Origin of the sequence: Lacrimispora xylanisolvens (genome assembly GCF_002934545.1) — a bacterium.
Lineage (GTDB): Bacteria > Bacillota > Clostridia > Lachnospirales > Lachnospiraceae > Lacrimispora > Lacrimispora xylanisolvens.
In genome coordinates this window covers 90,379-115,515 of sequence record NZ_PTJA01000015.1, presented here as the reverse complement: position 1 = coordinate 115,515, position 25,137 = coordinate 90,379, and the positions used below count along the sequence as shown (strand labels likewise).

Below are 25,137 nucleotides of genomic sequence, written 5' to 3'. Positions count from 1 at the left end.
ATGTCTGGGGCAGAGAAGGTAAAAAAGAAAGGTAATTTAGGGGATTTCGTAACAAGATGGGGTACGATTGCAACAATGGTAATCCTGTTTGTTCTGTTTACGTTTGGTAACTGGAGTAAGGATACGGGGACAAGCATGTTTCTGACTCAATCCAATATGATCACAATTTTGCGTGCCGTATCAATTACCACAATTATTGCAATTGGCCTTACATTTGCACTGGCGGTTAATGGTATGGATCTTTCCATAGGAGCTACGGCGCAGCTGGCTAATGTATTTGTAATGACATGTTTTGTATGGCATAACATCAACATCGGCGTATCGGTAATTCTTACCGTCTTAATTTGTTTAAGCGTTGCGGTAATTAACAGCATTCTGATTGTTAAGTTTAAGATACCAGATATGGTTGCTGCACTTTCCGTTATGTTTATGTATCAGGGTGTTTCCATGACCTATTCAAAGGGCGGCGCCATTACGGAACGCATGACCAGGGCAGATGGAACTCAGGCGCCAGGCCTTGTTCCCGAGGCATTCAGAGCATTGGGAAAAGAACCGTGGCTGATTATTATCATGGTTTGTGTCGTGCTGTTTGCTTATTTCTTTTTGAATTTTACAAAGCATGGCAGATATATGTATGCGGTCGGAGGAAACCCTGAGGCAGCCGAGCTTTCGGGAATTCCTGTGGCAAGGTATAAGATTCTGGCTTATTTTCTGTCAGCAACCTTTGCTTCCATTGGCGGCATCTGTCTGGCTGCACGTGTGGGAACAGCACAGATCTCTGCCGGAGATGCATATTTAATGCCGTCTGTATGCGCGGCGTATATTGGCTTTTCCGTATTAGGGGCTGGTAAGGCCAATGCTTTTGGAACCTTTGCAGGGGCGGTTTTAGTAGGTATGCTGGAAAATGGACTTATTATGATGTCCGTTCCGTATTATGCAATGAACATAATTAAGGGCGCAGTCCTTGCGATCGCACTTGCCATGACCTATGCCAGCGGAAAAACAAAGAATGCAAACTAAACAGGGATTATAAAATGAACGGGGAAGGTGACAAAAATGTCTAAATACGACAGTTATTTTTTAATGAAGGCACCAGAAGTTCCAGATTACGTACAGGAAAAGCTTTCCTATTTTGACAAAGGAGCCGAGCTGGAATGTAAGGAAATTGGTGACGGAAACTTAAACTATGTATTTCGGGTAAAGGATGGAAAAAGCGGAAAATCAATTATTGTAAAACAGGCAGGCGAAGCTCTTCGAATCTCTGCTGATATGCATATTTCCACAGACAGGGGAAGAATTGAGGCTAAGATTCTGGGAATTCAGGAGATGTACGCGCCGGGACTGGTTCCAAAGGTTTATCTTTACGATGGTGTGATGTGCGCCATGATCATGGAAGATATGACCGGACATACCATGATGCGTACCGGCCTGATTAACCATGAAATTTACCCTCTGTTTGCAGATCATGTGACTACATTTATGGTAAATTCACTTTTGCGGACCACGGATGTGGTAATGGGACATAAGGAAAAAAAGGAACTGGTAAAAAGCTTTATCAATCCGGACTTATGTGAGATCAGCGAAGATCTGGTGTACAGTGAACCTTTTATTGACTATAACCACAGGAACAATGTGTTCTTACCCAATCAGGATTTTGTAAGGGAGGAACTCTATGAGGATCAGGCGCTGCATTTGGAAGCTGCAAAACTGAAATTTGAATTTATGAATCATGCACAGTCGCTGATTCACGGAGATCTGCATACTGGATCTGTATTTATTAATAAAGAGCACACATTCATTTTTGATCCGGAGTTCGCATTTTTTGGACCAATGGGTTACGATATCGGCAATGTGATAGCAAATATATTCTTTGCATGGTGCAATGGAGATGCAGTCATTTCCGATGAAGAAAAGAAAGCAGAGTTTTGCACATGGTGCCTTCAGACCATTTCCGATGTGGTGGATCTTTTTATTGAAAAATATAATAAGGTATTTGATGAATATGCCACTGACAGAATGGCAAAAGTACCGGGATTTAAGGAGTGGTATCTGGAACAGATCCTATCTGATACAGCAGGCGTTGCCGGACTGGAATCAATCCGCCGGATTGTGGGCATGGCAAATGTAATTGATATTACAACCATTCCGGATGAAGCAAAACGTACCAGAGCAGAGCGGATTGTGATCACGCTGGCAAAAAAATATATTATGAACCGGGAAACCTTCCGCTGCGGCGCAGACTATTTAACGGCAATTAAAGAGGCAGTGGGTAAGTACCAATCATAAAAGACGGGAAAGGCAAAAACATGAGTGAAGACAAAAAGAAATCCATTATGGATTATGACACAGTGGCACTTGATGAAGAAAACCATGCCCTGGTTATTATAGATCAGACAAAGCTTCCGTATAATACGGAAATCCTTTCATTAACAAAACAGGAGGATATCTGGAGCGCCATTTATCTTCTTCAGGTAAGAGGGGCGCCTGCAATCGGAGTAGCGGCAGCAATTGGCATTTATCTGGCAGCAAGAGAGATTGAGGCTTCTGATTTTGAAGAGTTTTACCAGAAATTCAGGAAAGCAAAAGATTATCTTGATTCAGCACGTCCCACAGCAGTTAATCTTTCCTGGGCTTTAAAACGAATGGAAGGAATTGTTTTAGACAATAAAGACAAGCCTGTTGCCGAGATTGTAGAGGAATTGCATAAAGAGGCTGTAAAAATAAGAGAAGAGGATATCTGGGTCTGTAAGACAATTGGAGAATATGGTCTTACCCTTGTGAACCCGGGAGATGGCCTGCTGACGCACTGCAATGCAGGGCAGCTTGCGACTGTTAAGTATGGTACCGCAACAGCACCTATGTACCTGGGACAGGAACGGGGGTATCATTTCCGCATTTTCTCAGACGAAACCAGGCCGTTGCTCCAGGGAGCAAGACTGACATCCTTTGAGTTAAAGGAATCCGGACTTGATGTAACCGTAATCTGTGATAATATGTCCGCTTCTGTAATGCGTAAGGGTTGGGTCAATGCAGTGTTTGTAGGGTGTGACAGAGTGGCAGCCAATGGAGATACTGCAAACAAAATCGGAACCTCCATGGTGGCACTGGCTGCGAAACGCTACGGCGTGCCCATGTATATCTGTGCGCCCACCTCTACAATTGATTTAAATACACCTACCGGGAAGGAAATCCACATTGAGGAACGGCCAGCATCGGAGGTGGTGGAGATGTGGTATGAAAAACCCATGGCTCCCGAAGGAGTAAAGGTGTTTAATCCTGCTTTTGATGTCACGGATCATGATTTGATTGCCGGAATTGTGACGGAGTATGGAATCGCAAGAGAGCCATACAGTGAGTCGCTAAAAGAGATATTCAGGAGAAAACAGGAAGCGTTAAAAGATGAATGACGGTAAAGAGGATGCCTTGCTTTCGGGGACATCCTCCTGAAGACCGGGCTAGGCGTCGATGGCCTCATACAGGGTAACATTATATTTAGTCAGATACTCGGTCCACTGGCTGTCAAGATTTTTGTCGGTGATCAATCCGGTAATTGCATCAAAACCGGATATGGTGATGAAAGAGGTTTTGTTAAATTTGGAATGGTCCGCTACCAGATAGATATAATTGCTGCGTGTAAGCAGAGTCTGCCGTATGGCTGCAATTGATTCGTTGGAATCGGTGATACCGTGTTCCATGGATATGCTTCTGCAGGACATAAAGGTTTTGTCCAGATAGAAAGACTCTAAATTCCGGATTGCTGTATTGCCGACAAATGCTTTATCTCTTGGCGCATAGGAGCCTCCCAGGGTGATAAGGCGTATATCTTCTTTATCCTGAAGTTCATTGATAATGAGAAGGGAATTGGTAACCACGGTCAGGCGCATTCCCTGAAGCTCACGGGCAATCTGGAGAGCGGTTGTGGAGGCATCTAAAAAGATGGAATCGCCGTTATGTATCAGTGAGAGACATTTTTTAGCAATGGCCTTCTTACTTTCCATATATGCGGTTTCCCTTATGGTAAGCTCCACATTGTTCTCGACTCCGTCCTGTATGAATGCACCTCCGTAAGTTCTGGTAAGGAAACCGTCATCTTCCAGCTGCTTTAAATCACGGCGAATCGTTTCCTCGGTTACGGAAAATATTTTAGATAATTCCGTTACTGTAACGCTTTTCTTTTCTAATATAATATCTTTGATTTTGGATTTCCTTGTTACTGCTAACATAGGCATGTTCCTTTCTTTCTGCGAACAAATTTTTTGAAATGCAGTATGAAACCATAAGAATACAGTGACATATAAGCATATTGTATATTTTTTTTGTCAAAATGTAAAGGAAAAATGATCAAAATAAAAACAAAACAAAATAAAACACATAAAAACAAATATAAATTTGCTAAAATACAGCAAAAATTGACAAGTTCAGACAAGCCATGTATCCAGTCGTTTGAACTTTGGAGGGATCGTTATGATGACAGTTCAGGGCGTGAAATACATGTCTGATTTTGAAGCCAAAAAGGCAATTTTGGATATTGGCAAGCGTATGTATGACAAAGGCTTTGTGGCTTCCAATGATGGAAACATAAGCTGTAAGGTGGGACCAAACACGATCTGGACAACACCCACCGGCGTATCCAAGGGATTTATGAAACAGGATATGCTTGTAAAGATGGATCTAAACGGCAGGGTGCTTATGGGCAACTCAAAACCCTCATCAGAAGTAAAGATGCATTTAAGGGTCTATCAGGAAAATCCGGATGTACAGGCAGTTACACACGCCCATCCTCTGGTGGCAACCAGCTTTGCCATCGCAGGTATCAGTCTGGATGCGGCTGTTTTGACGGAAGCAGTATTAGGGCTTGGCTCTATTCCCATTGCAAAATATGCAACACCTGGTACGGAAGAAGTTCCTGATTCCATTGCACCGTTTGTAAATACCCATAATGGGGTACTCCTTGCAAATCATGGAGCATTAACCTGGGGAAAAGATATTTTTCAGGCATTTTACCGTCTGGAGTCCATTGAATATTATGCAACCATATTGATGTATACGGGGAATATTATCGGCCGTCAGAACGTACTTTCCTGTGATCAGGTAAATAAACTGCTTGATATCCGGCAAAAACTGGGCATTACTGCAGGCGGAATTCCACCCTGTTCCTTACAGGAAACCAATATGAGAGATGTCATTACTTCTTCCGATATCCGGCCATCCTGGCCCGCTTCGCCGATTCAGGCTCCACTTAATCCGCCGGTTCATGAATTAAAAGGTGTCACCCCGCTTGTGAAACCAGGGCAGTCTTCTCCTCTGAAAGAAGGGGGATGTTCTTGTGGAATTTCTTCTATACCAAAGGAGACGGCGGAAAAGAAAGATACAGAGCATTTAAGCAAGGCAAAGGATGAAATTATTGCTGAGGTTGTCAGAAGAGTCATGGGGCAGTTTAACTAGGAGGAAAAAATGGAAATTGGGACAAGGGAGATTGAACTGATTGTAAGAGAAGTGCTTGCAGGGCTGGATAAGAAAAGTCCGGCGCCTTCTGTGAATCTTTCCCGGAGCGACAACGGAGTATTTGACCGGGTGGAGGACGCAATTGAGGCGGCTTATAACGCTCAGCGGGACTGGATCAATCATTATAAGGTAGAAGACAGGAGAAGGATTATTGAGGCGATCCGAACCGTTGCAGGGAAACATGCCCAGTCACTGGCAGCCATGGTTCAGGAAGAAACCGGTATGGGACGTGTGGAGGATAAGCTTCAGAAACATCTGGCAGTCATTGAGAGAACTCCCGGTGTGGAATGCCTGACTACGGAGGCCATCTCTGGTGACGGCGGGCTTATGATAGAGGAATATGCACCATTTGGAGTGATTGGAGCCATTACACCGTCTACGAACCCTACAGAGACCATTATTAATAATACGATCAGCATGATTGCGGGGGGCAATTCGGTTGTGTTTAATGTTCATCCAGGTGCCAAACGCTGCTGTGCTCATTGTCTGAAGCTGCTCCATCAGGCAATTGTGGAAAGCGGCGGACCGGCAAATCTTATTACCATGCAAAGAGAACCTGACATGGAAGCGGTTAATATTATGACCGCTGATCCAAGAATCCGTCTGATGGTTGGAACCGGAGGAATGGGAATGGTGAATGCGCTGTTGCGGTCTGGCAAAAAGACGATTGGAGCGGGTGCAGGCAATCCGCCTGTTATTGTAGATGATACCGCAGATATAAAGCTGGCAGCCAGGGAGATTTATCGGGGAGCCTCTTTTGATAATAATATTTTATGCCTGGCAGAGAAAGAAGTCTTTGTCATGGAGCAGGCTGCCGACGAACTTATTTTCCAGCTGCAGCAGGAAGGAGCATTTTTGCTTCAAAAGGATCAGGTGCAGGAGATTTTAAAGCTTGCCATGATTGAAAAGAACGGCATTTATGAAGTAAATAAAAAATGGGTTGGTAAGGATGCAGCTTTGTTCCTCAATGCAATTGGAATCCACTGTGATAAGAATGTACGTCTTCTGATTTGTGAGACAGACAGAAATCACCCCTTTGTCATGGTAGAGCAGCTGATGCCGGTTCTTCCCATTGTCCGTTTAAACACCTTTGAGGAATGTATGGAAAGCGCAAAAGCGGCAGAATCAGGAAACCGCCATACTGCATCCATGTTTTCAAAAAATGTGGAGAACATGACCAGATTCGCAAAGGAGATTGAGACCACAATCTTTACAAAGAATGGAGCTACGCTAAGAGGTGTGGGTATCGGTGGAGAAGGACATACCACAATGACAATCGCAGGTCCTACGGGTGAAGGTCTCACTTGTGCGAAAAGCTTTACCAGAAGGCGCAGATGTATGCTGGCAGAAGGCGGATTAAGGATCGTTTAAGGGAGGTACATATGGCAATTGGCTTTTTGGAATGTGCAGGATATGGAGCGGTTTTGTATGCCATGGATAAAGCGTGCAAGGCTGCAGACGTGAAAATCATTGGCATCGATACCATAAATCCCAAGGATGCAGCAGCATTTATTCCTCTTACTGCCCAGGTGAAATTTGAGGGTGGGGTGGATGATGTAAAGGAAGCCTGTGAAGCAGCAAGGCGGGCAGCGCTTGAACTGAACAGCCCGGAACAAGTCCTGGTCCGGATGATTGAAAGGCCGTACGAAGGAACGAAAGCATTGGCCCGCATAACAAAGGTAACATTCACGGAAGAAAATATAAATGATTAGAGGAGGTAGAATGGTATGGCATCCACATCAATCGGTTTAGTTGAAACAAGGGGATTAATTGCCTCCATTGAAGCAGCAGATGCGATGTTAAAGGCGGCAGACGTGGAACTGGTGGGAACGGAAAAGATCGGATCCGGGCTGGTGACCGTTATTGTAACCGGAGAAGTCGGAGCAGTTAAGGCAGCTACCGAAGCGGGGGAAGCGGCGGCTTCCAGAATCGGAGAGCTGGTAGCTGTCCATGTGATTCCCAGACCACATCAGGATATAGACAAAATTCTGCCAAAAGCGAAATAGTGATACTGGTTCCGGCAGAAAAGGTGGGTTATCATGAAAAGAAACGGAAACGCCATAGGAGTACTGGAAATAAATTATTACGCCAATACAGTTTTTGTGGTTGATCAGGCGCTGAAAGCGGCGCAGGTGGAACTTGTAAGCTGCCATAAGACGTTGGGCGGCAGGATGTGCCATACTGTGCTGGCAGGCGAGACATCAGCAGTTTATGCGGCAATGGAAGCGGCCAGAGATTCCGGTCGGATCGTGGGCGAGAGCAACATAAAAGTATGTGTCTCAATTAATAACCCGCATCGTGAGGTGTGGAAACTGCTAAATATGATAGACAGACATGAGGAAGAATCAAAAACTGAGACAGGTAAGGAACATGAAAATGAAGATAAAACAGGAGGAGAAGGAAATGGCAGAGATATCAGTTAAGAAGGGCATGCTGGCACTGGGAATGGTTGAAACAAGAGGTCTGACCGCATCCATTGAAGCGGCAGATGCCATGTTAAAAGCAGCAGATGTTGAAATGGTGGGAACAGAAAAGATTGGCTCAGGTCTGGTAACCGTTATGGTACAGGGAGATGTGGGAGCTGTAAAAGCAGCGGTAGAAGCAGGTGAAGAGGCTGCTTCCAGAGTGGGAGAGCTGGTGGCTGTTCATGTAATTCCAAGACCCCATAATTCCATAGCAGGAATTATCCCGCTGATTAAATAAGGAATCAGTGTCTGATGGATAACAGGGAAGAACTGATACAGAAAATAACAGAGTTGGTTCTGGAACACTGGAACCGGTTAAGTACTGATCCCTATCAGGTTCCGGTTGGCATATCGGCAAGACATGTACATTTATCAAGAGATCACGTGGAAACACTGTTTGGAGCAGGATATCAGCTTACACCAGAAAAATCATTAAGCCAGCCTGGTCAGTTTGCATGCAAAGAACAGGTTGAGGTCTGCGGCCCCAAAGGGTCGATTAAGAAAGTCCGGATTCTGGGTCCTGAAAGAAAACAAAGTCAGGTTGAGATGGCGTTTAGCGACTGCAGAATCCTGGGCATTAAGCCCCCTGTCAGGACTTCCGGAGATTTAAAAGAAACTCCGGGAATCCTGCTTAAGGGACCTGTGGGAGAAGTCTCTTTAAAAGATGGCGTTATCATTGCCGACCGTCACATCCATATGACCCCGGAAGAAGCCAGCTGGTTTGGCGTATCAGATGGGGATCGGGTGAATGTGCTGGTTTCCGGGGAAAAAGCAGGAGTGCTGGGACGGGTTCTTGTCCGTGTTACCAGTGAGAGCCGTCTTGATTTACATGTAGATACTGATGATGCCAATGCATTTTTGCTCAGGCAGGGGCAGTGGGTCACCATTAGAAAGGATGATGCCAGATGATATTAGGAACAATTATGGGGACTGTGGTTTCCACAAGAAAGTGCAGGAATCTGGTGGGGTTTAAGCTCCTTTTAGTGGAACCGTATTACGGAGAAAAAAAGAATATATTTGTGGCGGCTGATACCATGGGAGCCGGAATCGGGGAACTGGTGCTGGTAACTACGGACAATACCACCCAGTTTGCTCTTGACCGCTCGGCGCCGATTGATGCTTTTGTTGTGGGTATTGTAGATGCACCTCCTCAATTGGGGAAATAAACAGAGGGAGGGAATTATTATGGAGCAGGGGATATTAAAGGTTCTTGCAGTTGGAGATCCGGCAGTAAATGGTTATCTGGATAAGAAATTGGGGATTCTGGACGGATATAAGGAAAATGTGGAATTTCAAATTGTACCGTGGTCTGAGTATTATGACAAAATGATGGACTCCCTTACCGGAAGCGGTGATTATGACATTATTATGGCAGCGGGTCATTTATGGCTGTCTGATTTCGTAGAAAAGGGCTATCTGGCAGAACTTGAGCTGGAAGAGGAGGATATTCTTCCTGCCATCGCCAGGGAAATGAGATATCAGGACAAGGCATACTTATCTCCTTCTTTCTGTGACGGTCATATGATTGTTTATCGTAAGAGTCTGATTTATAAGGTGCTTGGGAAAGAACTGGAACCTGTAATCACCCCTCAGGAATACCTGGATACGGCAAAGGCTTTAGCGGCAGTATATGGAAGAAAGGCCGTGGCAATGAAGGCTGATTCGTCAGAAATATTTACCGATGCACTCCCTTTTCTTCGCATGTATGGAGGAGATGCTTATGATTCAGAGGGAAATCCGGTCTGTGGAGATGAAAAAGCCATAAGAGGGCTTCAGTCTTATTGTGAATGTAAGTCCTATGCACTGGAAGGAACGGAAACCTTTGCAAATGAAGAAATTGCTGAAGCCATACGAAAGAAAAAGGCTGTCATGGCAGTAACATGGAGCGGACAGCTTGGAGCTGTATGGGAGAATGGCTGTCTGGAACCGGAGGATTTAGGCTTCAGTACATTTTCGACTGCCTGGAACGTGACGTGGTCCTTTGCCATCTGCCAGGGAAGCAGAAAACGGGAAGCTGCCAACGATTTTTTAAGATATCTGCGTTCTTCAGTCGTTGATTGTAAAACAGGAAAGGTAAGCGGTGCTCCTGTAAGAGAGTCCAGCTATCAGAAAGGTATCGATCCATGGTTTCCGGTGCAGAAAATGATGATTGAGTCTGCAAGACCTCTCCCTCATATAATACGGTCAGGGGATAAAAATGCAATCCTTTACAAAAAAATCTACCAGGCTTTTACAGGAGAATTATCAGCCAGGGAAGCAATGGAATCAGCAGAGCGGGAAATAGCTGATATAACCTGACGGGGGAAAATTTATGAAGATTATTATTATTGGTGGAGTAGCGGCAGGCATGAGTGCCGCATCCAAGATACGCAGAATGAATTCTGATATTCAGATAACCGTATACGAAAAGGGCGGATTTCTTTCCTATGGTGCGTGCGGGCTGCCTTATTATGTGGGAGACTTTAACGGGGATTACAGAAAAATGATTGCCCGCAGCCGGGAAGCCTTTGACCAGATGGGGATAGAGACCTATCTAAAACATGAGGTGACAGGGGTTGATGCCGGAAAAAAACGGGTTATGGTAAGGGATCTGGAATCTGGCAGAGAGTTTGAGGACGCTTATGATAAGCTGATGATTGCCGTTGGGGCAGAGGCAGTAATTCCTCCTTTTCCCGGCAGAGAGCTGATTGGAGTCCATGCATTAAAAAATATGGAAGACGGCATTTTTCTAAAGGAATATTCCAAAATGGATAAGGTCCGGAATGTAGTCATCGTAGGCGGGGGCTACATTGGTGTAGAATGCGCAGAGGCTTTTTTGCATATAGGAAAAAACGTCCGCATGATAGAAACGGCTTCCAGAATTCTTGCATCGTTTGATGAAGAGATGACTGCGCTTGCCCAGGAAGAACTGTTAAAACAGGGGGTAAAGCTTCATGTCAATGAAAAGGTGGAGGCGTTTGAAGGCGACGGACTGTATGTCAATCGCGTGATTACGAATAAAGGAAGCTATGATGCAGATCTTGTGATTGTGGCAGCTGGGATCAGACCCTGTACGGAATTTCTAAAGGATACTGGAATAGAGAGAGGGAAGAACGGCGCAATAATCGTAGACAGGGAAATGAAAACTTCCATACCTGATATTTATGCAGCAGGTGACTGCATTCTGGTCTATCATGAAGTTTTAAATGAAAACAGTTACCTGGCTCTTGGAACTGTTGCAAATAAATGCGGAAGAATTGCCGGAACAAATCTGGCAGGAGGCAGTGAAGTGTTTCAGGGAGCACTGGGCTCTGCGGCTGTTAAAGTATGCGGACTGGAACTGGGGCGGACCGGCATGAGTGAAGCCGATGCGAAACGTCTCTCTGTGGATTATAATACACTTCTTGTTACGGTAAATGATCATCCAGCTTATTATCCTGATCCTACCCCTATTACAATTAAGCTGATCTATGAGAAGGGAACCAGACGTATTCTTGGTGCCCAGACCTGCGGAAAAAAAGGGGCAGTTCTCCGGGCAGATGTATTTGCCGTCGCCATTCACTGCAAAATGACAACGAAAGAATTGGGAATGACGGACCTTATTTATGCACCTCCGTTTGCAGGCGTCTGGGATGCCATACAGATTGCATGCAATGCGGCGAAGTAGGTAAACAGGCTGGAAAGGGGAAGTTCATGAGCAAAATAATATCAATGCAGGAAGCGGCAGCCCTGGTCAGTGACGGCGCAGTTCTGGGGATTGGGGGGAATGTGCTTCACCGAGCTCCTATGGCTTTTATAAGAGAACTCATACGTCAGAGAAAGCGTAATTTAAAACTGGTAAAAACTGCAGGTGCAATGGATGTGGATATGCTGTGTCTGGGCGGATGCGCAACCAGTGTAGATGCCGGATTTATCAGCTATGAAAGTGAGTTTTCACTGGCAATGCATTACAGAAAGGCAGTAGAAAGCGGACGGGTGAAAGGAAATGAGCATGCCTGCTATACCGTTATTTCTGCACTTCGGGCAGCCAGTTATGGAATTGGCTTTATGCCGGTAAAAGGTCTGACAGTCAGCGATTTAATTGAAGAAAATGATTATTTTACCAGGATCCAGGATCCGTTTACCAATGAAATTGTTACAGTAGTGAAAGCAATTCGTCCCGATGTGGCAGTGATCCATGTTCAGGAAGCGGATGAGGATGGTAATGCAAGAATTACAGGTCCGCTGTTTGAGGATGTCCTGCTTTCCAGAGCGGCAAAAAATGTGATTCTTACAGCAGAACATATTGTTCCTGGTTCTTTATTGTCCAGCGGCGCGAAGAAAGCGGACATTCCCCATTTCCTGGTTGGTGGAGTGGTTCATGCAGCAAAAGGTGCTGCACCTTGTTCCTGCGCGGGAAACTATGATATTGACGCAAAAGGCATCGGGATTTTCAAGGAGTTGAAAGACCAGGAGGGTCTGGCCGTTTATCTTTCGGCATATGAGAAGGCGGACCGCAGAGGCTGGGGAGGTAAAAATGATGGAAAGAAATAACCGGATCTGTGACATTATGGTGTGCGCGATGGCACGCATGATTCAGGATGGAGATAAAGTATTTCACGGAGTGTCTTCCCATATGCCAATGATTGCGGTGCTTCTTGCCAAGGAACTTCATGCTCCCCATGCGGTGCATTTAAACATACCGGGAGGAGTCGATCCGTCCCCCAGAAAGCTTAAAAAATATACCAGCGCAGGCAGTGAACTGTTAGATGGTGCAAGATCTTACTTTCCTCTTATGGAGGTATTTGACTTATCCATGAGAGGGGGGCTTGATATGGCATTTTTAAGCGGTGTCCAGTTTGATTTAAGGGGCAACGTGAATGCGTCAGTAATCGGTGATTACCAGAAACCAAAAGTCAGGCTTCCGGGAGGTGCAGGAAGCGCAGTTCTGATACCCACTGCAAAGCGGGCTGTTATCTGGAGAACAAAGCATGATAAACGAACCTTTGTAAACCAGGTGGATTTCATTACAACAAAAGGAAATGTAGACCGGATTGTAACTCCTCTTTGCATCTTTAAAATGGAAAATGGAGAGCTGGTTCTGGATACCATACACGAAACTTCATCTCTTAAGGAAGTACAGGATAACACCGGTTTTCCTGTTAAATACTCACGAATCGCAATCACCCCGTCTCCAACTAAAAATGAGCTTTCTGCATTAAAACGGATCGACCCGGGTGATTTCAGAAATATAGAATTTTAGGGAGAATTTACTATGGGGCTTTTAAGAGTGAATGCAGTTGCAACCAGTTTTTTTGGACGGGGATCCATTGGTATGCTGCCTGCGGAACTTAAAAAAAGAGGGTTAAAACGGGGACTCATTGTAACGGATCAGTTTCTGTTTAAGAGCGGAGCAGCAGATCAAGTGGGGCTGTTTTTACTGGAAGCAGGAATCGAGTATGCGGTCTATTATCTGGTGCAGCCCAATCCTGCGGTGGCAGTAATTAATGAATGTCTGGAAGCAGCAAAAGCTTTAAACGTTGATTTTCTGACTGCGGTTGGCGGCGGATCTGCCATTGACACAGCAAAGGCAGTCAGTATTGTTCTGGAAAACGGCGGTCGTATTGAAGACTATGAGGGATTCAATCAATCTGAAAGACCTGGAATACCTGTTGTGGCAGTTAATACAACGGCTGGAACAGGTTCAGAAGTCACATCATTTTATATTGTAACCAATCCGGACAAGCACACAAAGATGTGTATGGTGGACACCAATTGTATGGTCAGTATTGCAGTCAATGATATTGACTTTATGATGAGCATGCCAAAAAATCTGACAGCATCTACTGGAATGGATGCAATGACCCATGCAATTGAGGCGGCAGTTTCAAAACGGTGTAACCCTTTTACAGATAAAGATGCCCTTTGGGCAATGGGGGTAATCAGCCGCTATCTTCCACAGGCTGTAAAGGACGGAGGAAATGAAACAGCCAGAGAAATGATGGCTTATGCAGAATACAGTGCAGGAATGGCGTTTTCCAACGCCGGGCTTGGGATGGTTCATGCCATGGCACATTCTCTAGGGGGACGGTTCAACCTTCCCCATGGTGTCTGCAATGCCATTTTATTACCCTATGTAATGGAATTTAATGGAAGTCATAAAAACATTGCAGAGCGTTACAAGAAAGTGGCACAAAGCCTGGGGATCGAGGGCGCAGAGACCATGTCGGGGGAACAGGCCGTAAAGGAGGCAGTTTCCTGGATTAGAAAACTGTCAGGAGAAATCGGACTGGAAGAATGCTTAAGTGAGCTTTCTGTGGATCCCGGTGCTTTTGGGGAGCTGGCGGACAGTGCAATGGCTGATGCCTGTATGGACGACAATCCGTTTCAACCATCAAAGGAAGAAATTATTGGGGTATACGTAAATGCTTATTATGGGATTTCATCAAAATAGGAGAGGGTGAAAGAATGAAAAAGTTAATGAATGATCCGGAACATTATGTAAACGAAATGCTGGAAGGAATCTACCTGACACACCCAGATCAGCTTACTTTTACAGGAAATGATCTTCGCTGTCTGGTAACCACCAAAAAGACAGAAGGGAAAGTTGGGATAGCCACTGGAGGAGGATCGGGACATCTTCCTTTGTTTTTAGGGTATGTGGGAGATGGGATGTTAGATGGCTGCTGTGTAGGAGATGTGTTTCAGTCGCCAAGCGCCGATCAGATGCTGGAAGTGACAAAGCGTATAGATGCAGGGGCTGGAGTCCTTTATATTTACGGAAATTATAACGGGGATATTTTTAATTTTGATATGGCTGCTGAGATGGCAGACATGGAAGAAGGAATACGTGTGGAACAGGTGGTTGCAGGAGAAGATGTTGCCTCCCCTCCTGCAAAAGACGGAGAGAAGAATACAAGAAGAGGAGTTGCAGGAATTTTCTTCGTGTATAAATGCGCGGGTGCGGCAGCGGCCTTAAGAAAAGATCTTTCGGAAGTAAAGCGGATTGCAGAAAAGGCTGCTTCCAATGTAAGAACGATGGGAGTTGCGCTGACACCCTGTACGGTACCAAGAGTGGGTCATCCCGGATTTGAGATTGCTGAGGACGAGATGGAATTAGGTATGGGAATTCATGGAGAGCCAGGAATCCGCCGGGGAAAAATGGAATCTGCAGATCAGATTACAGAGGAAATGGTTACTAAAATCTTAAGCGATATTTCTTATGAACCAGGGGATGAGACAGCGGTTCTTGTAAATGGTCTGGGGGCAACACCACTGGATGAGCAGTACATTGTAGCAAGAAAGGTTCATCAGATACTAAAAGAAAAAAATATCCGGGTTCATCGCTGTTATGTGGGGGAATATGTCACCTCAATTGAAATGGCGGGGTTATCCATCTCTCTTTTAAAACTGGATGAGGAGCTGAAAGGTTATCTGGATGCTCCGGCAGATACGCCATTTTTTAAGCAGAAACAGATTGGAGAATAATATGAATCAGCAGGAACTGATTGCCATGCTGGGCAGGATCAGCAAAATAATGGAAATAAACCGGGATTATCTCATAGAACTTGACAGTGTAGTGGGAGACAGTGACTTAGGCTTAACCATGTCTGACGGATTCCGTTCTGCCTATGATTCGGTATCTGATGGAATGGAGCCGGATCTTGGAAAACTTCTTTACAAGGCAGGTAAGACCATGGGCAATAAGGTTCCCTCCACTATGGGGACATTAATGGCTGCAGGTCTTATGCGTGCGGGAAAAGTTTTAAAGGGAAAAACGGAACTTACGGATCAGGATGTTGTTTCTCTGTTTCAAGCGTATCAGGACGGAGTGGCTGAACTTGGCAAGGCAAAACCAGGAGAAAAAACGTTTCTGGATGGGTTTTTGCCTGGAATAGACATGCTGGCAGCGGGCGTAAATGCTGGGATTTCTCTTGAGGTGGTCCTCCAGGAGGCAGCCGATGCCGCATGGGCGGGATTTGAAAATACCACGACCATGGTTGCGGTTCATGGCAGGGCGGCAACAAGAGGGGAAGCTTCCAAGGCGTTAAAGGATCCAGGGGCCGCTGTTGGGGCTCTTATTATGAAGGCAGCTGCTAAACGGTAATCCAGGCAGGAACTTTTCTCTGACCTGTACAAAGACAGATATTTATGATATACTAACTCCGGTTAGTTAAGACTTACTAAAGACTGGAGGTACTCATATCATGAGTAAATACAAGAGAAAAAGTGTACTGGCAGCTGCAGCTTTAACTGCCATACTGCTTACTGCCTGCGGAGCAGCAAATAAAGGAGCAGCTACGGAAACTGGTTCTAAGGTTACCGAACAGGCCGAAGAGACAACTGCAGGCAAAGACACAAGAGTCATTAAGATGGAATATGGAGATGTAGAAATACCGGCCAATCCCAAACGGGTGGTGGTTGCATTCTTCCAGGGGGACTTACTTGCACTTGGGATTCACCCGGTAGGTACCTCCTTTAATGATGACGCTGTATTTGAACAGGAGCTGGGAGACGTTACTGTTGTAGATGCCTTTGAGTTAAATCCGGAAGCCATTATGGAGCTGGATCCTGATCTTATTATCTGGAACAACACAGATGATTATGAGAGTCTGTCAAAGATTGCGCCAACTCTGGCCAGAAATTACTACGATATGGAAGTAAAGGACCGGCTTGCATTTTTCGGAGAGGTATTTGGAGTACCGGAAAAGGCAGAGAAGATTATGTCAGACTTTGAGAAAAAGGCAGAAGAATCTAAGAAACAGCTTTCTGAAAAAGGACTGGCTGATAAGAATGTCATTCTTCTGGAAAACCAGACAAAGGGAATATTAAGGGCCTTTGGTGATGATTATGGACGAGGCGGCGAGATCATTTATCAATACTTAGGCTTAAAAGCACCGGAGAGGATTCAGAAAGAGGTTATGGATCAAGAGGGTGTGAATTTCATAGATATTTCCTATGAGACTCTTAAGGATTATGTAGGAGATTACATATTCTCTGATGAGAGGATTGCTGATCTGAAAGGTGTGGAGGTGTGGGAGAGCCTTCCGGCAGTAAAGGAAGGCCGACTGGTGCAAAACTCCAGCGGAATGTTCTGGTTCAGCGATATTACGTCCATGAATGCACAGATGGATTTCATTATGGATTCTTTACTGAAGACAGTGGAAGGGCAGTCCCATTAAAGTTAAGAGTGAGGTAACTCAAATCCTCAGGGCAGATATGATGCTCTGAGGATTTTTGCTATTATTTTTTATAAAAGGTCTTTACTAAATATAATTTATCTGATAGGATGAAACTGTTAAAATCTAAATTCATTTCTGTGATTACATTATTTTTCAAAATTCTTAGTATTTAAATTTATTTCCCTTTAAACGTATTATTTGCTTTCTATCAAAATGATCATTATTCTAAATGACTGTTATTTTTCTGTTTCCTTGTGTATTCTATTTTAAATTTCCCATGTTATTGTGCGCATTTACTAAAAATCGATAAATTCTTTTTGAGAGGAGGTGCCAGGTCAATCTACGAAATGAATGAGATGATTTGAACAACTAAATAACTATAGTCTCTCCTCTGCCAAATCCGGATGGGGGAAGAATGGAGGAAAAATGAATCGTGTATTTTTAATGGGAAGGCTGACAAGGGATCCGGAAGTGAGATATTCACAAGGAGAACGTACAATGGCAATTGCCAGATATACACTTGCTGTTGACCGCCGAGGACGCAGGAATCAGGACGGCACTGAGCCAACGGCTGATTTTATTAACTGTGTATCATTCGATAAGACAGGAGAATTTGCGGAAAAATATTTCCGCCAGGGAATGCGGGTGCTGGTGTCTGGAAGGATTCAGACCGGAAGCTATATAAACAAAGATGGGATAAAGGTTTATACCTTTGAAGTGATTGTGGATGAGCAGGAGTTTGCTGATAGTAAAAACTTGACATCAGGAGAAAGTCAGGTAGCAAGACCGGAACCTGTCGGTGCAATGGGAGATGGGTTTATGAATATTCCTGATGGAATTGATGATCCGGATTTGCCGTTTAACTAATCTGGCTATGACAACTAAAAGTTTTATAATCAACACCATCTTTTTCGTCTTCCTGTCTTTGTTAACAGGCCCGTTACTGTCTTACGGGGCGGAAGAATCCATTGAATTAAGTAAAGATATCAGGGCGGGAGATGTTTTGACATTTGATTCCCCAGTGTTTGTGGGCAGTTCTAAAGAATATGCACCTTTGGAAACTGTTATAAAAGAGGGAAAAAAATATCATTTAACCAATAGTGAGGTTTTGGACATTTTCACAGAAGAAAAAACTGAATATTCGGAAACCTCGATTTTATATGAAGGAGTGGAGTATATTGACCGTATGCCGGAGACGGCATGGGTTCAGGTAATAAATGAAGATTTGAAGCTGAAACAGACTGTAGAACTGCCTGTAGTTTCCCAGGTGGAAGAACGTTCCTACTGGGATTATGATTTTACATTTCCCATAGAGATTTCCGGCTATCAGGAAGATACCTATTTGCTGGGGGACATAGAAATCCCCAATGGTGCACCACTAACAGACTATGCAGTAGAATTTTTGAAGTATTTAAATCTACCTGAAGATTATTATCAGATAACAAGTATTGTCTGGGCTGGAGAACCGGTGGAGCGAAATGGGAATATGGTCCGTAACGCTCAGGCGCAAGGGAAGAAGCTGGTTAAAAATATCAGAGCTTTATATGGTGGAGAGGTCACAGTTCCGTCTGTGCAGGCTCAGATTTACCGCGGGATTTATGAGGAGGACAGGACCGAAAACCAGACGGATCCTTTAATTTATAAAAACAGTGAGATTGCGGGTTATGAACGCCAGGCATGGAATGGATACCGAAAGATAGTAAGATATATAATGACTATAACCATTACACTGGCAGTATTACTTTTGCTGCTGATCTTCATACTGGTACTGATTAAGAAGAAGAATATGGTGGAATCTGATTCTAAGCCTGACTCCCGATTTGATTAAAAAGAAGCCTGTCTATGTGGATTAAATATCAATGGCTGACATATATTGAAACAAGCAATTACATAAATGAGGTGAATTCGTACTGCATGAGAGTCGAAAATATATATCCCGTCTATCATGCCATTCAGGACCGGGAGCATCATGTGCAGAAGGTATATGAAGAGCTTCAATTAGTATTTTTTAATAAATCACAATCCGAAAAAAATGGTTCTCTTTTAGTTAAAGAGCAAGTGGTTCATATAAAGAAGGGAAAGAAATAAAACCATATGGATGCGATTTATGCCAGACAGTCAATTGATAAAAAAGACAGCCTCTCCATTGAGACCCAATTAAGTTTTGCCAGAAGTATGGCAATTGGCGAACCCAGATTATACATAGACAGAGGTATATCAGGGAAAGACGTGGTACACAGACCGGAATTTCTAAAATTGTTAAACGATATAAAGACGGGTACGATTAACCGGATTCTTGTTTACAAACTTGACCGGTTTACCAGGTCTCTTCTGGACTTTACCAATACCTGGGAATACATGAGCAAATATAAAGTAGAGTTCATTTCTGTTACGGAAAATTTTGACACCTCAACTCCCATAGGAAAAGCAATGATATTTATTATGGCTGTGTTTGCACAAATGGAGCGGGAGCAGATTTCAAGAAGAGTCTATGATAATTATTATGACAGGATTGAACTGGGGCGGTGGCCAGGAGGTCCCGCCCCCTATGGTTACAGCAATACAACCGTTACTCAGGGAGATAAAAAGGTGTCTTCACTGAAATTAGAGGATAACATAAAGATCCTGGAAGAAATTATGAAGGTTTACGCTTATCCAACCACCAGTCTGGGAGATATCAGACGAATGATGGCAACCAGACAATTACCTGGGCCAAACAGCCAGAAGTGGTCAGCCTGCTCCATCGGGCGTGTACTTCGAAATCCAGCCAGTGTGAAATGTGATCATGCAGTTTATACCTACTTTAAAAAACTGGGAGTAAACATGATTAATTCTCTTTCTGACTTTAATGGGGAGCACGGCGGTATGCTGGTAGGAAAAAAGGGAGCGGTGACAAAAGACGCTTTGGATTCCAGGGAGGCCACCTTTGCCATAGGTAACTGGCCTGGATATATTGATTCTGAGCTATGGCTTTGCTGCCAGAGAAAGCTGGATACCAATGAGAAGGTGGCTTCCAATGACGGCCCCCGCAACAGCTGGCTGACGGGACTATTAAAATGTGCAGACTGCGGCAGAGCAATCATGGTTCGTAAATACAAACGTAAATCAGATGGGGAAACAGTTCGTACCATAAGGTGCCGGGGAAAGGATTTTCTGGATTGTGATTTAAAACCTCAGATGAGAATTGAACAGATTGAGGGTTCTGTGGAAGCGGAGCTGCAGAAACTTTTTGACAGATGCAAACCTGTTCCCATCGGGACCAGCAATGGAACCAATGAACTGGAACTGGAGCTGATCCGGATTGATGAAGCAGTCGGAAATTTAATGCAGGTTTTAAAGACAAAAACAGTCAGTCCGCTGACTGTGGATTACGTTAATAAAGAACTGGAAGAACTTTCGGGGATAAAGAAAAAACTGCTGGAAGAGAAAGAACGGTTAGCCAATGAATCCATATATCCGGAAAAAATTATATTTTCTCAGTTAAGTAAAGAAGACAAACGGGCTGTAGCCTTTTCTTATCTGGAAACAGTGGTGGTCAGGGAAGATTTTATCAGCCTTATATGGAAAGTATGATTACAAATTAAGTTAAAAAGGTTTTGTTTGGAATTTTATGAACAAAGCCTTTTTTATTGCAGATAAATTAGAAAACTATGAAACAAATTCATTATATATTTTTTTAAAATATGATATTATAGTGTAAAAGATTGAAAACGGGAGGTACTATGGAAAATCATATAAAAATAATTGAAGCCATAAAAGAATATTGTCTCAGTCATCTTGGTGCCTATGAAGCCAGACCGTTTGGAGAATATCCAATCTGTTACAAGGTTATGGGGAAAATATTCGCGCAGCTGAACCCCCAGGAAAATTTTTATAAAATTACTTTAAAATGCGAACCGGAAAAATCATATCTCTATCGTCAGCTCTATCCGGGGGTAATAGTAAGAGGATACCATTGCCCTCCCGCTCAACAGCCCCATTGGAATACCATTGATTTAGATGAATTTTCAGATCAGGAATTTCTGTTTCAGATGATTGATGAAGCATATGATTCTTTAATAAATAAGTTCAGTAAAAAGGCAAAAGATAAACTTGGCAATCTGTCAAAGATTGAATTTAAGCATACCGATGGGGAAGATCCTGATTTTGTGACGCTATGCACAAAACTGGACCAGGCACTTGACGAAATAGTGGGAAAACAGTATCAAAGAAGTAAGTATCACCAGTTCAATCAGAGAGACAGCATACATGATGTAATTCTGGCATACAACAATGGTGAACCAGTTGCATGCGGAGCATATAAACGCTTTGATGAAAATCATGTTGAGATAAAGCGTGTCTATGTGGATCCGTCACAACGTCATATGGGGCTGGGAGCGGAAGTAATCCGAAGATTAGAGGCAAAGGCTAGAATAAACGGTTACAAATGGTGCGTACTGGAAACAGGGCGGCTGTTGGAAGCGGCTCATATGATGTATAAAAAAGCAGGTTATCAGATTATCCCCAATTATGGTCAGTATGCTGGAATGGAGGACTCTATTTGTATGGAGCATAAAATTTAATGGAAGTACTTGGACTGAAGAAAAAATCATTTTCTATGTTTTTTAATGGAGGGGAGATATGGTTTGAACATCTGGATTCCCTTTATGATCAGACAGAACTGATTAAACAGAAATTCACGCAGGATTTATTAGAAATACAAAGACCATCAACCAGTTCGTTTATAGCTGTCATTCTGAATGAATCAAATATTGATGGTGAGATACTGGATCTTATAATAAATGAATTTTCAAACTTAAACAAGCAGCTGCGCAAGGTTGTATTTATCGGATTAACGATGAAAATGAAACGGTATGTGAAAAAAAGAAGTGCACATACAAATTTCCTGATAATCTGTATGGATGATCTGGAAAAAGCAAAAGAGTGGCTGGTTAAGAATTGAAGGGGTTGTTATGAATAATAAAGAAATCATTGATATTGCCATGCAGCAATCAGCATTTGACAGTAATTGCATGATGGAGGATTTTAGAAGCAATATAAATAAGGTAGTACTCTCTGAAAAAAATCCCAGAGCCAGAAAGTATTTAAAACTTCCCTTTTTATGTGATTTAACATCCTATGGGAATAATATTGTTGCATCTGCATCCAAAGAATTAATAAGGGAAGTGGAGTGGTACATAACAAAATATCATGTTGAGCATTGTTTTGAAACACCCAATCTACATAAATTAATGGAAAGATTAAAGCCTTATAATCTGAATGTCTGTTTTATGGCAGAGTATTTTTTACCCGATATGGAAGTATTAAAACCCCTACCCTGTCAATATGAAACTAAGGTTATGGAACCTGAGCATTTTGCAGAATACTATCTGCCGCAATGGAGCAATGCTTTATGCGAAAAGAGGAAAGAACTTGATAGTCTGGCTGTAGGAGCATTTGATAATGGGAAACTGATCGGGCTTGCGGGAGCATCCGCCGATTGTGATACCATGTGGCAGATCGGTATAGATGTACTTCCGGAATATAGAAGACAGGGGATAGCTTCCAGTCTTACAAGCAGACTTGCTTTAGAACTATTGGGAAAAGGAATTGTTCCATTTTATTGCTGCGCATGGTCAAACTTAAAATCTGCCCGAAACGCCATAAAAAGCGGGTTTCGGCCGGCATGGGTTCAGATCACGGCAAGAGAGGATAGTTATATTGCAGAAATGAATGAATAGGGAGATGTAACGTATGGTTATAAACATGGAGTTTTTAAAGGGTGAAGATATTTACCTTAAACTGGATAAAAAGACGGCTGGAAATATCCGTAAACAATGGCTTCCAGCCTATCATTTTACAATCTGTGATATGCATGGAGACGAGGTAGGCGGTTGTGATTTACGGATTGGATATAACAAAAATGCATATTATGGCGGCAATATCGGGTATCATATAGATGAGAATTACAGGGGACACCATTATGCGGGGAAAGCCTGTTTATTACTGTTTCAGTTAGCGAAAAAACATAAGATGGATTATCTTATTATCACCTGCAATCCCGATAACCATGCTTCAAGAAAAACCTGTGAATACGCTGGTGGAACATTAGAAGAGATTGTGGAGATACCAGAAGATAATGATATGAGAAAAATCGGAGAAACGGAAAAATGTATCTATCGATTCAGTTTGCTTAATTATTAAGATTAGTGAGGTGATTTACAATGAAAAATGAATTACACATCTTTTTCGATTATATCTGTCCGTATTGCCTGAGGGCGCATAACTATTTAAAAGAACTTATGCCGGAGTATCCGGATCAGGCCATCGTGTGGCATCCTTGTGAATCTCATCCAAGGCCAGAACGGTTTGGTCCCCATAGTGATCTGTGTATACAGGGATATTTTTATGCGCTTGAACATGGAGTTGATATTTTAGAATACCATGATCGTATGTATCAGGCTGTCTTCCAGGATCATATTAACATTGAAGACATTCATGTACTCGGCGATTACGTCAGTGATCTGGTTGACGTTAATAAATTTAAATCTTCTTTAGAACAGGGAACGTACCTTGAGAAACTGAAAGAATCCAATGAACTGGCGTTTGAGCATTCCGGTGTATGGGCGGTCCCTGCGTACAGGATGGGAGATTTAAAATTGGATGCAGTTGAAAATGTGGGGGTTACCAAGGAGCAGATCCGGTATTTATTTAACATTTGAGTATGACAGGAGACACGTAATGAGACTGAAAAATGATATGATATTACAAATTAATAAGGCTGCCAAAGGGGATGCAGCCGGGATGGTGGAGTTTCTTAATCTTATAGGTGGAGAAAGTGATAATTTATTGTTTGGAGCAAATGGTTTTCAAATGACGGCAGAGGCAGAAGAGATTTTTATAGAAAACTTACTGGAGTCAGATGTTTCTGCTCTGTTTGTTGGAAAAATCGAAGATGAAATTGTCTGTGTAGGCAGTATAATGACTTCACCTAGAGAAAGAATATCTCATCAGGCGGAACTCTCTCTTTCAGTTAAGAAGAAATATTGGGGGCTCGGTATAGGGACGTACTTAATGGAAGCAATGATTTCGTTTGCAAAAAGAAATGGGCAGACAGAGATCCTGCATTTAGGCGTGAAAAACGATAATATAAATGCTATCAATTTATATAAAAAAATGGGCTTTCATGAGGTTGGCAGGCATAAGAATTTTTTTAAAATTGAAGGTAATTATTACGACGAGATTCTTATGGATTTATATTTATAATTGCTGGAGGTACATATATGAATAAAGAAGTACTGCTCCAAAACCAAAAAAGCTGGGATAGCATGGCTGATACATGGTTTGGTACAACAGCGTTACCAGTATATGGATGCCTTGCACCTACGGAAGCACAATTACAATTGTTTCCAGACCTTGGTGACAAAAAGATACTGGATATTGGATGCGGCAGCGGGCATTCCTTAAAATGGTGCGGTGACAACGGCGCATCTGAATTATGGGGGATTGACATTTCTGCAAAACAGATTCAAAATGCGGACAAATATCTGGCTGAAAATGGTTATAAAGCGACTTTATCCGTTTCTCCCATGGAGGAGATGGAGACGTTGCCGAAAAATTATTTTGATGTTATTTATTCCATCTATGCATTGGGGTGGACTGTGGATTTGCCTAAAACAATAAAGAATATTTACGATTGTCTGAAACGTGGAGGCACTCTGATATTCTCTTGGGATCATCCTCTGATGCATTGTGTGACAGCAAGGGAACAAAAATTCTTTCTGGAAGGCTGTAATTATCTTTCAGATGAGATGGTTTCCTTTGAACTGCGGGGCAACCCTGTTACGATTCAAAACCGAAAGATGTCTACATGGATCAATACATTGGCAGAGGAAAATTTTAAAATTGAAAAGGTCATCGAAGAAACCAGCCAGGATGTATTAGAAAAGGAGTATGAGTTTTCTGAAAGTTATTATGCTCCCAGTCGAGCAAAGGTAATGCCTCTTTCTTTTATAGTGAAAGCAACAAAAATGTAAAGGTACATGGGG

30 protein-coding genes are annotated in these 25,137 nt (G+C 43.1%); 29 read left to right on the top strand and 1 reads right to left on the bottom strand.

Going from position 1 to position 25,137, the window contains the following annotated elements; translation table 11 throughout:
* From BXY41_RS22755 to mtnA, 3 genes are read left to right on the top strand one after another with little or no spacing between them, the layout of a single operon-like run.
* On the top strand, nucleotides 1-1,020 hold the full coding sequence (locus BXY41_RS22755) for an ABC transporter permease (protein ID WP_104439182.1): 1,020 nt from the start codon (nucleotides 1-3) through the stop codon (nucleotides 1,018-1,020).
* 36 nt (nucleotides 1,021-1,056) lie between these two features.
* A complete protein-coding gene (gene mtnK, locus BXY41_RS22750; protein ID WP_104439181.1) occupies nucleotides 1,057-2,286 on the top strand; it encodes an S-methyl-5-thioribose kinase in 1,230 nt (409 codons plus the stop codon).
* Nucleotides 2,287-2,306: 20 nt separating this feature from the next.
* Nucleotides 2,307-3,407: an S-methyl-5-thioribose-1-phosphate isomerase gene (mtnA, locus tag BXY41_RS22745; RefSeq protein ID WP_104439180.1), complete on the top strand. Its 1,101-nt coding sequence runs from the start codon at nucleotides 2,307-2,309 to the stop codon at nucleotides 3,405-3,407.
* 48 nt (nucleotides 3,408-3,455) lie between these two features.
* On the opposite strand, the gene BXY41_RS22740 is transcribed toward mtnA, so the two are convergent.
* The gene (locus BXY41_RS22740) at nucleotides 3,456-4,223 is read right to left on the bottom strand and encodes a DeoR/GlpR family DNA-binding transcription regulator (protein WP_104439179.1); all 768 of its coding nucleotides are present in this window, start codon (nucleotides 4,221-4,223) and stop codon (nucleotides 3,456-3,458) included.
* A 241-nt stretch (nucleotides 4,224-4,464) separates the two neighbouring features.
* Here BXY41_RS22740 and BXY41_RS22735 point away from each other — a divergent pair, with 241 nt between their 5' ends.
* The 26 genes from BXY41_RS22735 to BXY41_RS22605 all read left to right on the top strand — a co-directional run bounded on the left by BXY41_RS22735 (nucleotide 4,465) and on the right by BXY41_RS22605 (nucleotide 25,125).
* Nucleotides 4,465-5,445: a class II aldolase/adducin family protein gene (locus tag BXY41_RS22735; protein ID WP_104439178.1), complete on the top strand. Its 981-nt coding sequence runs from the start codon at nucleotides 4,465-4,467 to the stop codon at nucleotides 5,443-5,445.
* Between the two features lie 9 nt (nucleotides 5,446-5,454).
* The gene (locus BXY41_RS22730) at nucleotides 5,455-6,876 is read left to right on the top strand and encodes an aldehyde dehydrogenase family protein (RefSeq protein WP_104439177.1); all 1,422 of its coding nucleotides are present in this window, start codon (nucleotides 5,455-5,457) and stop codon (nucleotides 6,874-6,876) included.
* An 11-nt stretch (nucleotides 6,877-6,887) separates the two neighbouring features.
* A complete protein-coding gene (locus BXY41_RS22725; RefSeq protein ID WP_104439176.1) occupies nucleotides 6,888-7,217 on the top strand; it encodes a BMC domain-containing protein in 330 nt (109 codons plus the stop codon).
* Nucleotides 7,218-7,232: 15 nt separating this feature from the next.
* On the top strand, nucleotides 7,233-7,511 hold the full coding sequence (locus BXY41_RS22720) for a BMC domain-containing protein (RefSeq protein ID WP_104439175.1): 279 nt from the start codon (nucleotides 7,233-7,235) through the stop codon (nucleotides 7,509-7,511).
* Between the two features lie 33 nt (nucleotides 7,512-7,544).
* The gene (locus tag BXY41_RS22715; RefSeq protein WP_104439174.1) at nucleotides 7,545-7,928 is read left to right on the top strand and encodes a BMC domain-containing protein; all 384 of its coding nucleotides are present in this window, start codon (nucleotides 7,545-7,547) and stop codon (nucleotides 7,926-7,928) included.
* Nucleotides 7,909-8,208: a BMC domain-containing protein gene (locus tag BXY41_RS22710; protein WP_104439173.1), complete on the top strand. Its 300-nt coding sequence runs from the start codon at nucleotides 7,909-7,911 to the stop codon at nucleotides 8,206-8,208. The genes BXY41_RS22715 and BXY41_RS22710 overlap by 20 nt, the downstream gene beginning before the upstream one ends.
* 14 nt (nucleotides 8,209-8,222) lie before the next feature.
* The gene (locus BXY41_RS22705) at nucleotides 8,223-8,879 is read left to right on the top strand and encodes a phosphate propanoyltransferase (RefSeq protein WP_104439172.1); all 657 of its coding nucleotides are present in this window, start codon (nucleotides 8,223-8,225) and stop codon (nucleotides 8,877-8,879) included.
* Nucleotides 8,876-9,136: a EutN/CcmL family microcompartment protein gene (locus tag BXY41_RS22700; protein WP_104439171.1), complete on the top strand. Its 261-nt coding sequence runs from the start codon at nucleotides 8,876-8,878 to the stop codon at nucleotides 9,134-9,136. The genes BXY41_RS22705 and BXY41_RS22700 overlap by 4 nt, the downstream gene beginning before the upstream one ends.
* Nucleotides 9,137-9,155: 19 nt before the next feature.
* Complete coding sequence (locus tag BXY41_RS22695) at nucleotides 9,156-10,268, top strand: extracellular solute-binding protein (protein WP_170072547.1); 1,113 nt, start codon at nucleotides 9,156-9,158, stop codon at nucleotides 10,266-10,268.
* Nucleotides 10,269-10,281: 13 nt separating this feature from the next.
* The gene (locus tag BXY41_RS22690) at nucleotides 10,282-11,616 is read left to right on the top strand and encodes a CoA-disulfide reductase (RefSeq protein ID WP_104439169.1); all 1,335 of its coding nucleotides are present in this window, start codon (nucleotides 10,282-10,284) and stop codon (nucleotides 11,614-11,616) included.
* 26 nt (nucleotides 11,617-11,642) lie between these two features.
* Nucleotides 11,643-12,482, top strand: coding sequence for a CoA transferase subunit A (locus BXY41_RS22685; protein WP_104439168.1), 840 nt, complete (start codon nucleotides 11,643-11,645; stop codon nucleotides 12,480-12,482).
* A complete protein-coding gene (locus tag BXY41_RS22680) occupies nucleotides 12,466-13,191 on the top strand; it encodes a CoA-transferase subunit beta (protein WP_104439167.1) in 726 nt (241 codons plus the stop codon). Before BXY41_RS22685 ends, BXY41_RS22680 begins: the two co-directional genes overlap by 17 nt.
* Before the next feature lie 12 nt (nucleotides 13,192-13,203).
* The gene (locus BXY41_RS22675) at nucleotides 13,204-14,382 is read left to right on the top strand and encodes an iron-containing alcohol dehydrogenase (RefSeq protein WP_104439166.1); all 1,179 of its coding nucleotides are present in this window, start codon (nucleotides 13,204-13,206) and stop codon (nucleotides 14,380-14,382) included.
* Nucleotides 14,383-14,396: 14 nt separating this feature from the next.
* Nucleotides 14,397-15,416 (top strand): dihydroxyacetone kinase subunit DhaK, encoded by a 1,020-nt coding sequence (locus tag BXY41_RS22670; RefSeq protein ID WP_104439165.1) that lies wholly within the window; start codon nucleotides 14,397-14,399, stop codon nucleotides 15,414-15,416.
* Nucleotide 15,417: 1 nt separating this feature from the next.
* Entirely contained in the window at nucleotides 15,418-16,035 is a 618-nt protein-coding gene (locus BXY41_RS22665; RefSeq protein ID WP_104439164.1) for a dihydroxyacetone kinase family protein, read from the top strand.
* Between the two features lie 100 nt (nucleotides 16,036-16,135).
* Complete coding sequence (locus tag BXY41_RS22660; RefSeq protein WP_104439163.1) at nucleotides 16,136-17,110, top strand: ABC transporter substrate-binding protein; 975 nt, start codon at nucleotides 16,136-16,138, stop codon at nucleotides 17,108-17,110.
* Nucleotides 17,111-17,536: 426 nt separating this feature from the next.
* Nucleotides 17,537-17,977, top strand: coding sequence for a single-stranded DNA-binding protein (locus BXY41_RS22655; protein WP_104439162.1), 441 nt, complete (start codon nucleotides 17,537-17,539; stop codon nucleotides 17,975-17,977).
* Nucleotides 17,943-18,938, top strand: a complete 996-nt coding sequence (locus BXY41_RS22650; RefSeq protein WP_146088591.1) for a hypothetical protein — start codon at nucleotides 17,943-17,945, stop codon at nucleotides 18,936-18,938. Before BXY41_RS22655 ends, BXY41_RS22650 begins: the two co-directional genes overlap by 35 nt.
* Nucleotides 18,939-19,204: 266 nt before the next feature.
* On the top strand, nucleotides 19,205-20,683 hold the full coding sequence (locus tag BXY41_RS22640; RefSeq protein WP_104439159.1) for a recombinase family protein: 1,479 nt from the start codon (nucleotides 19,205-19,207) through the stop codon (nucleotides 20,681-20,683).
* A gap of 149 nt (nucleotides 20,684-20,832) precedes the next feature.
* The gene (locus BXY41_RS22635; protein WP_104439158.1) at nucleotides 20,833-21,672 is read left to right on the top strand and encodes a GNAT family N-acetyltransferase; all 840 of its coding nucleotides are present in this window, start codon (nucleotides 20,833-20,835) and stop codon (nucleotides 21,670-21,672) included.
* Nucleotides 21,672-22,052 carry a hypothetical protein gene (locus tag BXY41_RS22630; protein ID WP_104439157.1) on the top strand — a complete coding sequence of 127 codons (381 nt, stop codon included), beginning with the start codon at nucleotides 21,672-21,674 and terminating at the stop codon, nucleotides 22,050-22,052. Before BXY41_RS22635 ends, BXY41_RS22630 begins: the two co-directional genes overlap by 1 nt.
* Before the next feature lie 10 nt (nucleotides 22,053-22,062).
* Complete coding sequence (locus BXY41_RS22625; protein WP_104439156.1) at nucleotides 22,063-22,830, top strand: GNAT family N-acetyltransferase; 768 nt, start codon at nucleotides 22,063-22,065, stop codon at nucleotides 22,828-22,830.
* Between the two features lie 13 nt (nucleotides 22,831-22,843).
* Nucleotides 22,844-23,293, top strand: a complete 450-nt coding sequence (locus BXY41_RS22620; protein WP_104439155.1) for a GNAT family N-acetyltransferase — start codon at nucleotides 22,844-22,846, stop codon at nucleotides 23,291-23,293.
* Between the two features lie 20 nt (nucleotides 23,294-23,313).
* Nucleotides 23,314-23,811: a DsbA family oxidoreductase gene (locus tag BXY41_RS22615; protein WP_104439154.1), complete on the top strand. Its 498-nt coding sequence runs from the start codon at nucleotides 23,314-23,316 to the stop codon at nucleotides 23,809-23,811.
* Nucleotides 23,812-23,830: 19 nt separating this feature from the next.
* Nucleotides 23,831-24,355 carry a GNAT family N-acetyltransferase gene (locus tag BXY41_RS22610; RefSeq protein ID WP_170072545.1) on the top strand — a complete coding sequence of 175 codons (525 nt, stop codon included), beginning with the start codon at nucleotides 23,831-23,833 and terminating at the stop codon, nucleotides 24,353-24,355.
* Nucleotides 24,356-24,372: 17 nt separating this feature from the next.
* Nucleotides 24,373-25,125 carry a class I SAM-dependent methyltransferase gene (locus BXY41_RS22605; RefSeq protein ID WP_104439152.1) on the top strand — a complete coding sequence of 251 codons (753 nt, stop codon included), beginning with the start codon at nucleotides 24,373-24,375 and terminating at the stop codon, nucleotides 25,123-25,125.
* Nucleotides 25,126-25,137: the final 12 nt, after the last annotated feature.

Bases quoted from the DNA above. Each gene is read 5' to 3' on its own strand.
- BXY41_RS22755 (WP_104439182.1), top strand. From the start codon at position 1: ATGTCTGGGGCAGAGAAGGTAAAAAAGAAAGGTAATTTAGGGGATTTC.
- mtnK (WP_104439181.1), top strand. From the start codon at position 1,057: ATGTCTAAATACGACAGTTATTTTTTAATGAAGGCACCAGAAGTTCCA.
- mtnA (WP_104439180.1), top strand. From the start codon at position 2,307: ATGAGTGAAGACAAAAAGAAATCCATTATGGATTATGACACAGTGGCA.
- BXY41_RS22740 (WP_104439179.1), bottom strand. From the start codon at position 4,223: ATGTTAGCAGTAACAAGGAAATCCAAAATCAAAGATATTATATTAGAA.
- BXY41_RS22735 (WP_104439178.1), top strand. From the start codon at position 4,465: ATGATGACAGTTCAGGGCGTGAAATACATGTCTGATTTTGAAGCCAAA.
- BXY41_RS22730 (WP_104439177.1), top strand. From the start codon at position 5,455: ATGGAAATTGGGACAAGGGAGATTGAACTGATTGTAAGAGAAGTGCTT.
- BXY41_RS22725 (WP_104439176.1), top strand. From the start codon at position 6,888: ATGGCAATTGGCTTTTTGGAATGTGCAGGATATGGAGCGGTTTTGTAT.
- BXY41_RS22720 (WP_104439175.1), top strand. From the start codon at position 7,233: ATGGCATCCACATCAATCGGTTTAGTTGAAACAAGGGGATTAATTGCC.
- BXY41_RS22715 (WP_104439174.1), top strand. From the start codon at position 7,545: ATGAAAAGAAACGGAAACGCCATAGGAGTACTGGAAATAAATTATTAC.
- BXY41_RS22710 (WP_104439173.1), top strand. From the start codon at position 7,909: ATGGCAGAGATATCAGTTAAGAAGGGCATGCTGGCACTGGGAATGGTT.
- BXY41_RS22705 (WP_104439172.1), top strand. From the start codon at position 8,223: ATGGATAACAGGGAAGAACTGATACAGAAAATAACAGAGTTGGTTCTG.
- BXY41_RS22700 (WP_104439171.1), top strand. From the start codon at position 8,876: ATGATATTAGGAACAATTATGGGGACTGTGGTTTCCACAAGAAAGTGC.
- BXY41_RS22695 (WP_170072547.1), top strand. From the start codon at position 9,156: ATGGAGCAGGGGATATTAAAGGTTCTTGCAGTTGGAGATCCGGCAGTA.
- BXY41_RS22690 (WP_104439169.1), top strand. From the start codon at position 10,282: ATGAAGATTATTATTATTGGTGGAGTAGCGGCAGGCATGAGTGCCGCA.
- BXY41_RS22685 (WP_104439168.1), top strand. From the start codon at position 11,643: ATGAGCAAAATAATATCAATGCAGGAAGCGGCAGCCCTGGTCAGTGAC.
- BXY41_RS22680 (WP_104439167.1), top strand. From the start codon at position 12,466: ATGATGGAAAGAAATAACCGGATCTGTGACATTATGGTGTGCGCGATG.
- BXY41_RS22675 (WP_104439166.1), top strand. From the start codon at position 13,204: ATGGGGCTTTTAAGAGTGAATGCAGTTGCAACCAGTTTTTTTGGACGG.
- BXY41_RS22670 (WP_104439165.1), top strand. From the start codon at position 14,397: ATGAAAAAGTTAATGAATGATCCGGAACATTATGTAAACGAAATGCTG.
- BXY41_RS22665 (WP_104439164.1), top strand. From the start codon at position 15,418: ATGAATCAGCAGGAACTGATTGCCATGCTGGGCAGGATCAGCAAAATA.
- BXY41_RS22660 (WP_104439163.1), top strand. From the start codon at position 16,136: ATGAGTAAATACAAGAGAAAAAGTGTACTGGCAGCTGCAGCTTTAACT.
- BXY41_RS22655 (WP_104439162.1), top strand. From the start codon at position 17,537: ATGAATCGTGTATTTTTAATGGGAAGGCTGACAAGGGATCCGGAAGTG.
- BXY41_RS22650 (WP_146088591.1), top strand. From the start codon at position 17,943: ATGGAATTGATGATCCGGATTTGCCGTTTAACTAATCTGGCTATGACA.
- BXY41_RS22640 (WP_104439159.1), top strand. From the start codon at position 19,205: ATGGATGCGATTTATGCCAGACAGTCAATTGATAAAAAAGACAGCCTC.
- BXY41_RS22635 (WP_104439158.1), top strand. From the start codon at position 20,833: ATGGAAAATCATATAAAAATAATTGAAGCCATAAAAGAATATTGTCTC.
- BXY41_RS22630 (WP_104439157.1), top strand. From the start codon at position 21,672: ATGGAAGTACTTGGACTGAAGAAAAAATCATTTTCTATGTTTTTTAAT.
- BXY41_RS22625 (WP_104439156.1), top strand. From the start codon at position 22,063: ATGAATAATAAAGAAATCATTGATATTGCCATGCAGCAATCAGCATTT.
- BXY41_RS22620 (WP_104439155.1), top strand. From the start codon at position 22,844: ATGGTTATAAACATGGAGTTTTTAAAGGGTGAAGATATTTACCTTAAA.
- BXY41_RS22615 (WP_104439154.1), top strand. From the start codon at position 23,314: ATGAAAAATGAATTACACATCTTTTTCGATTATATCTGTCCGTATTGC.
- BXY41_RS22610 (WP_170072545.1), top strand. From the start codon at position 23,831: ATGAGACTGAAAAATGATATGATATTACAAATTAATAAGGCTGCCAAA.
- BXY41_RS22605 (WP_104439152.1), top strand. From the start codon at position 24,373: ATGAATAAAGAAGTACTGCTCCAAAACCAAAAAAGCTGGGATAGCATG.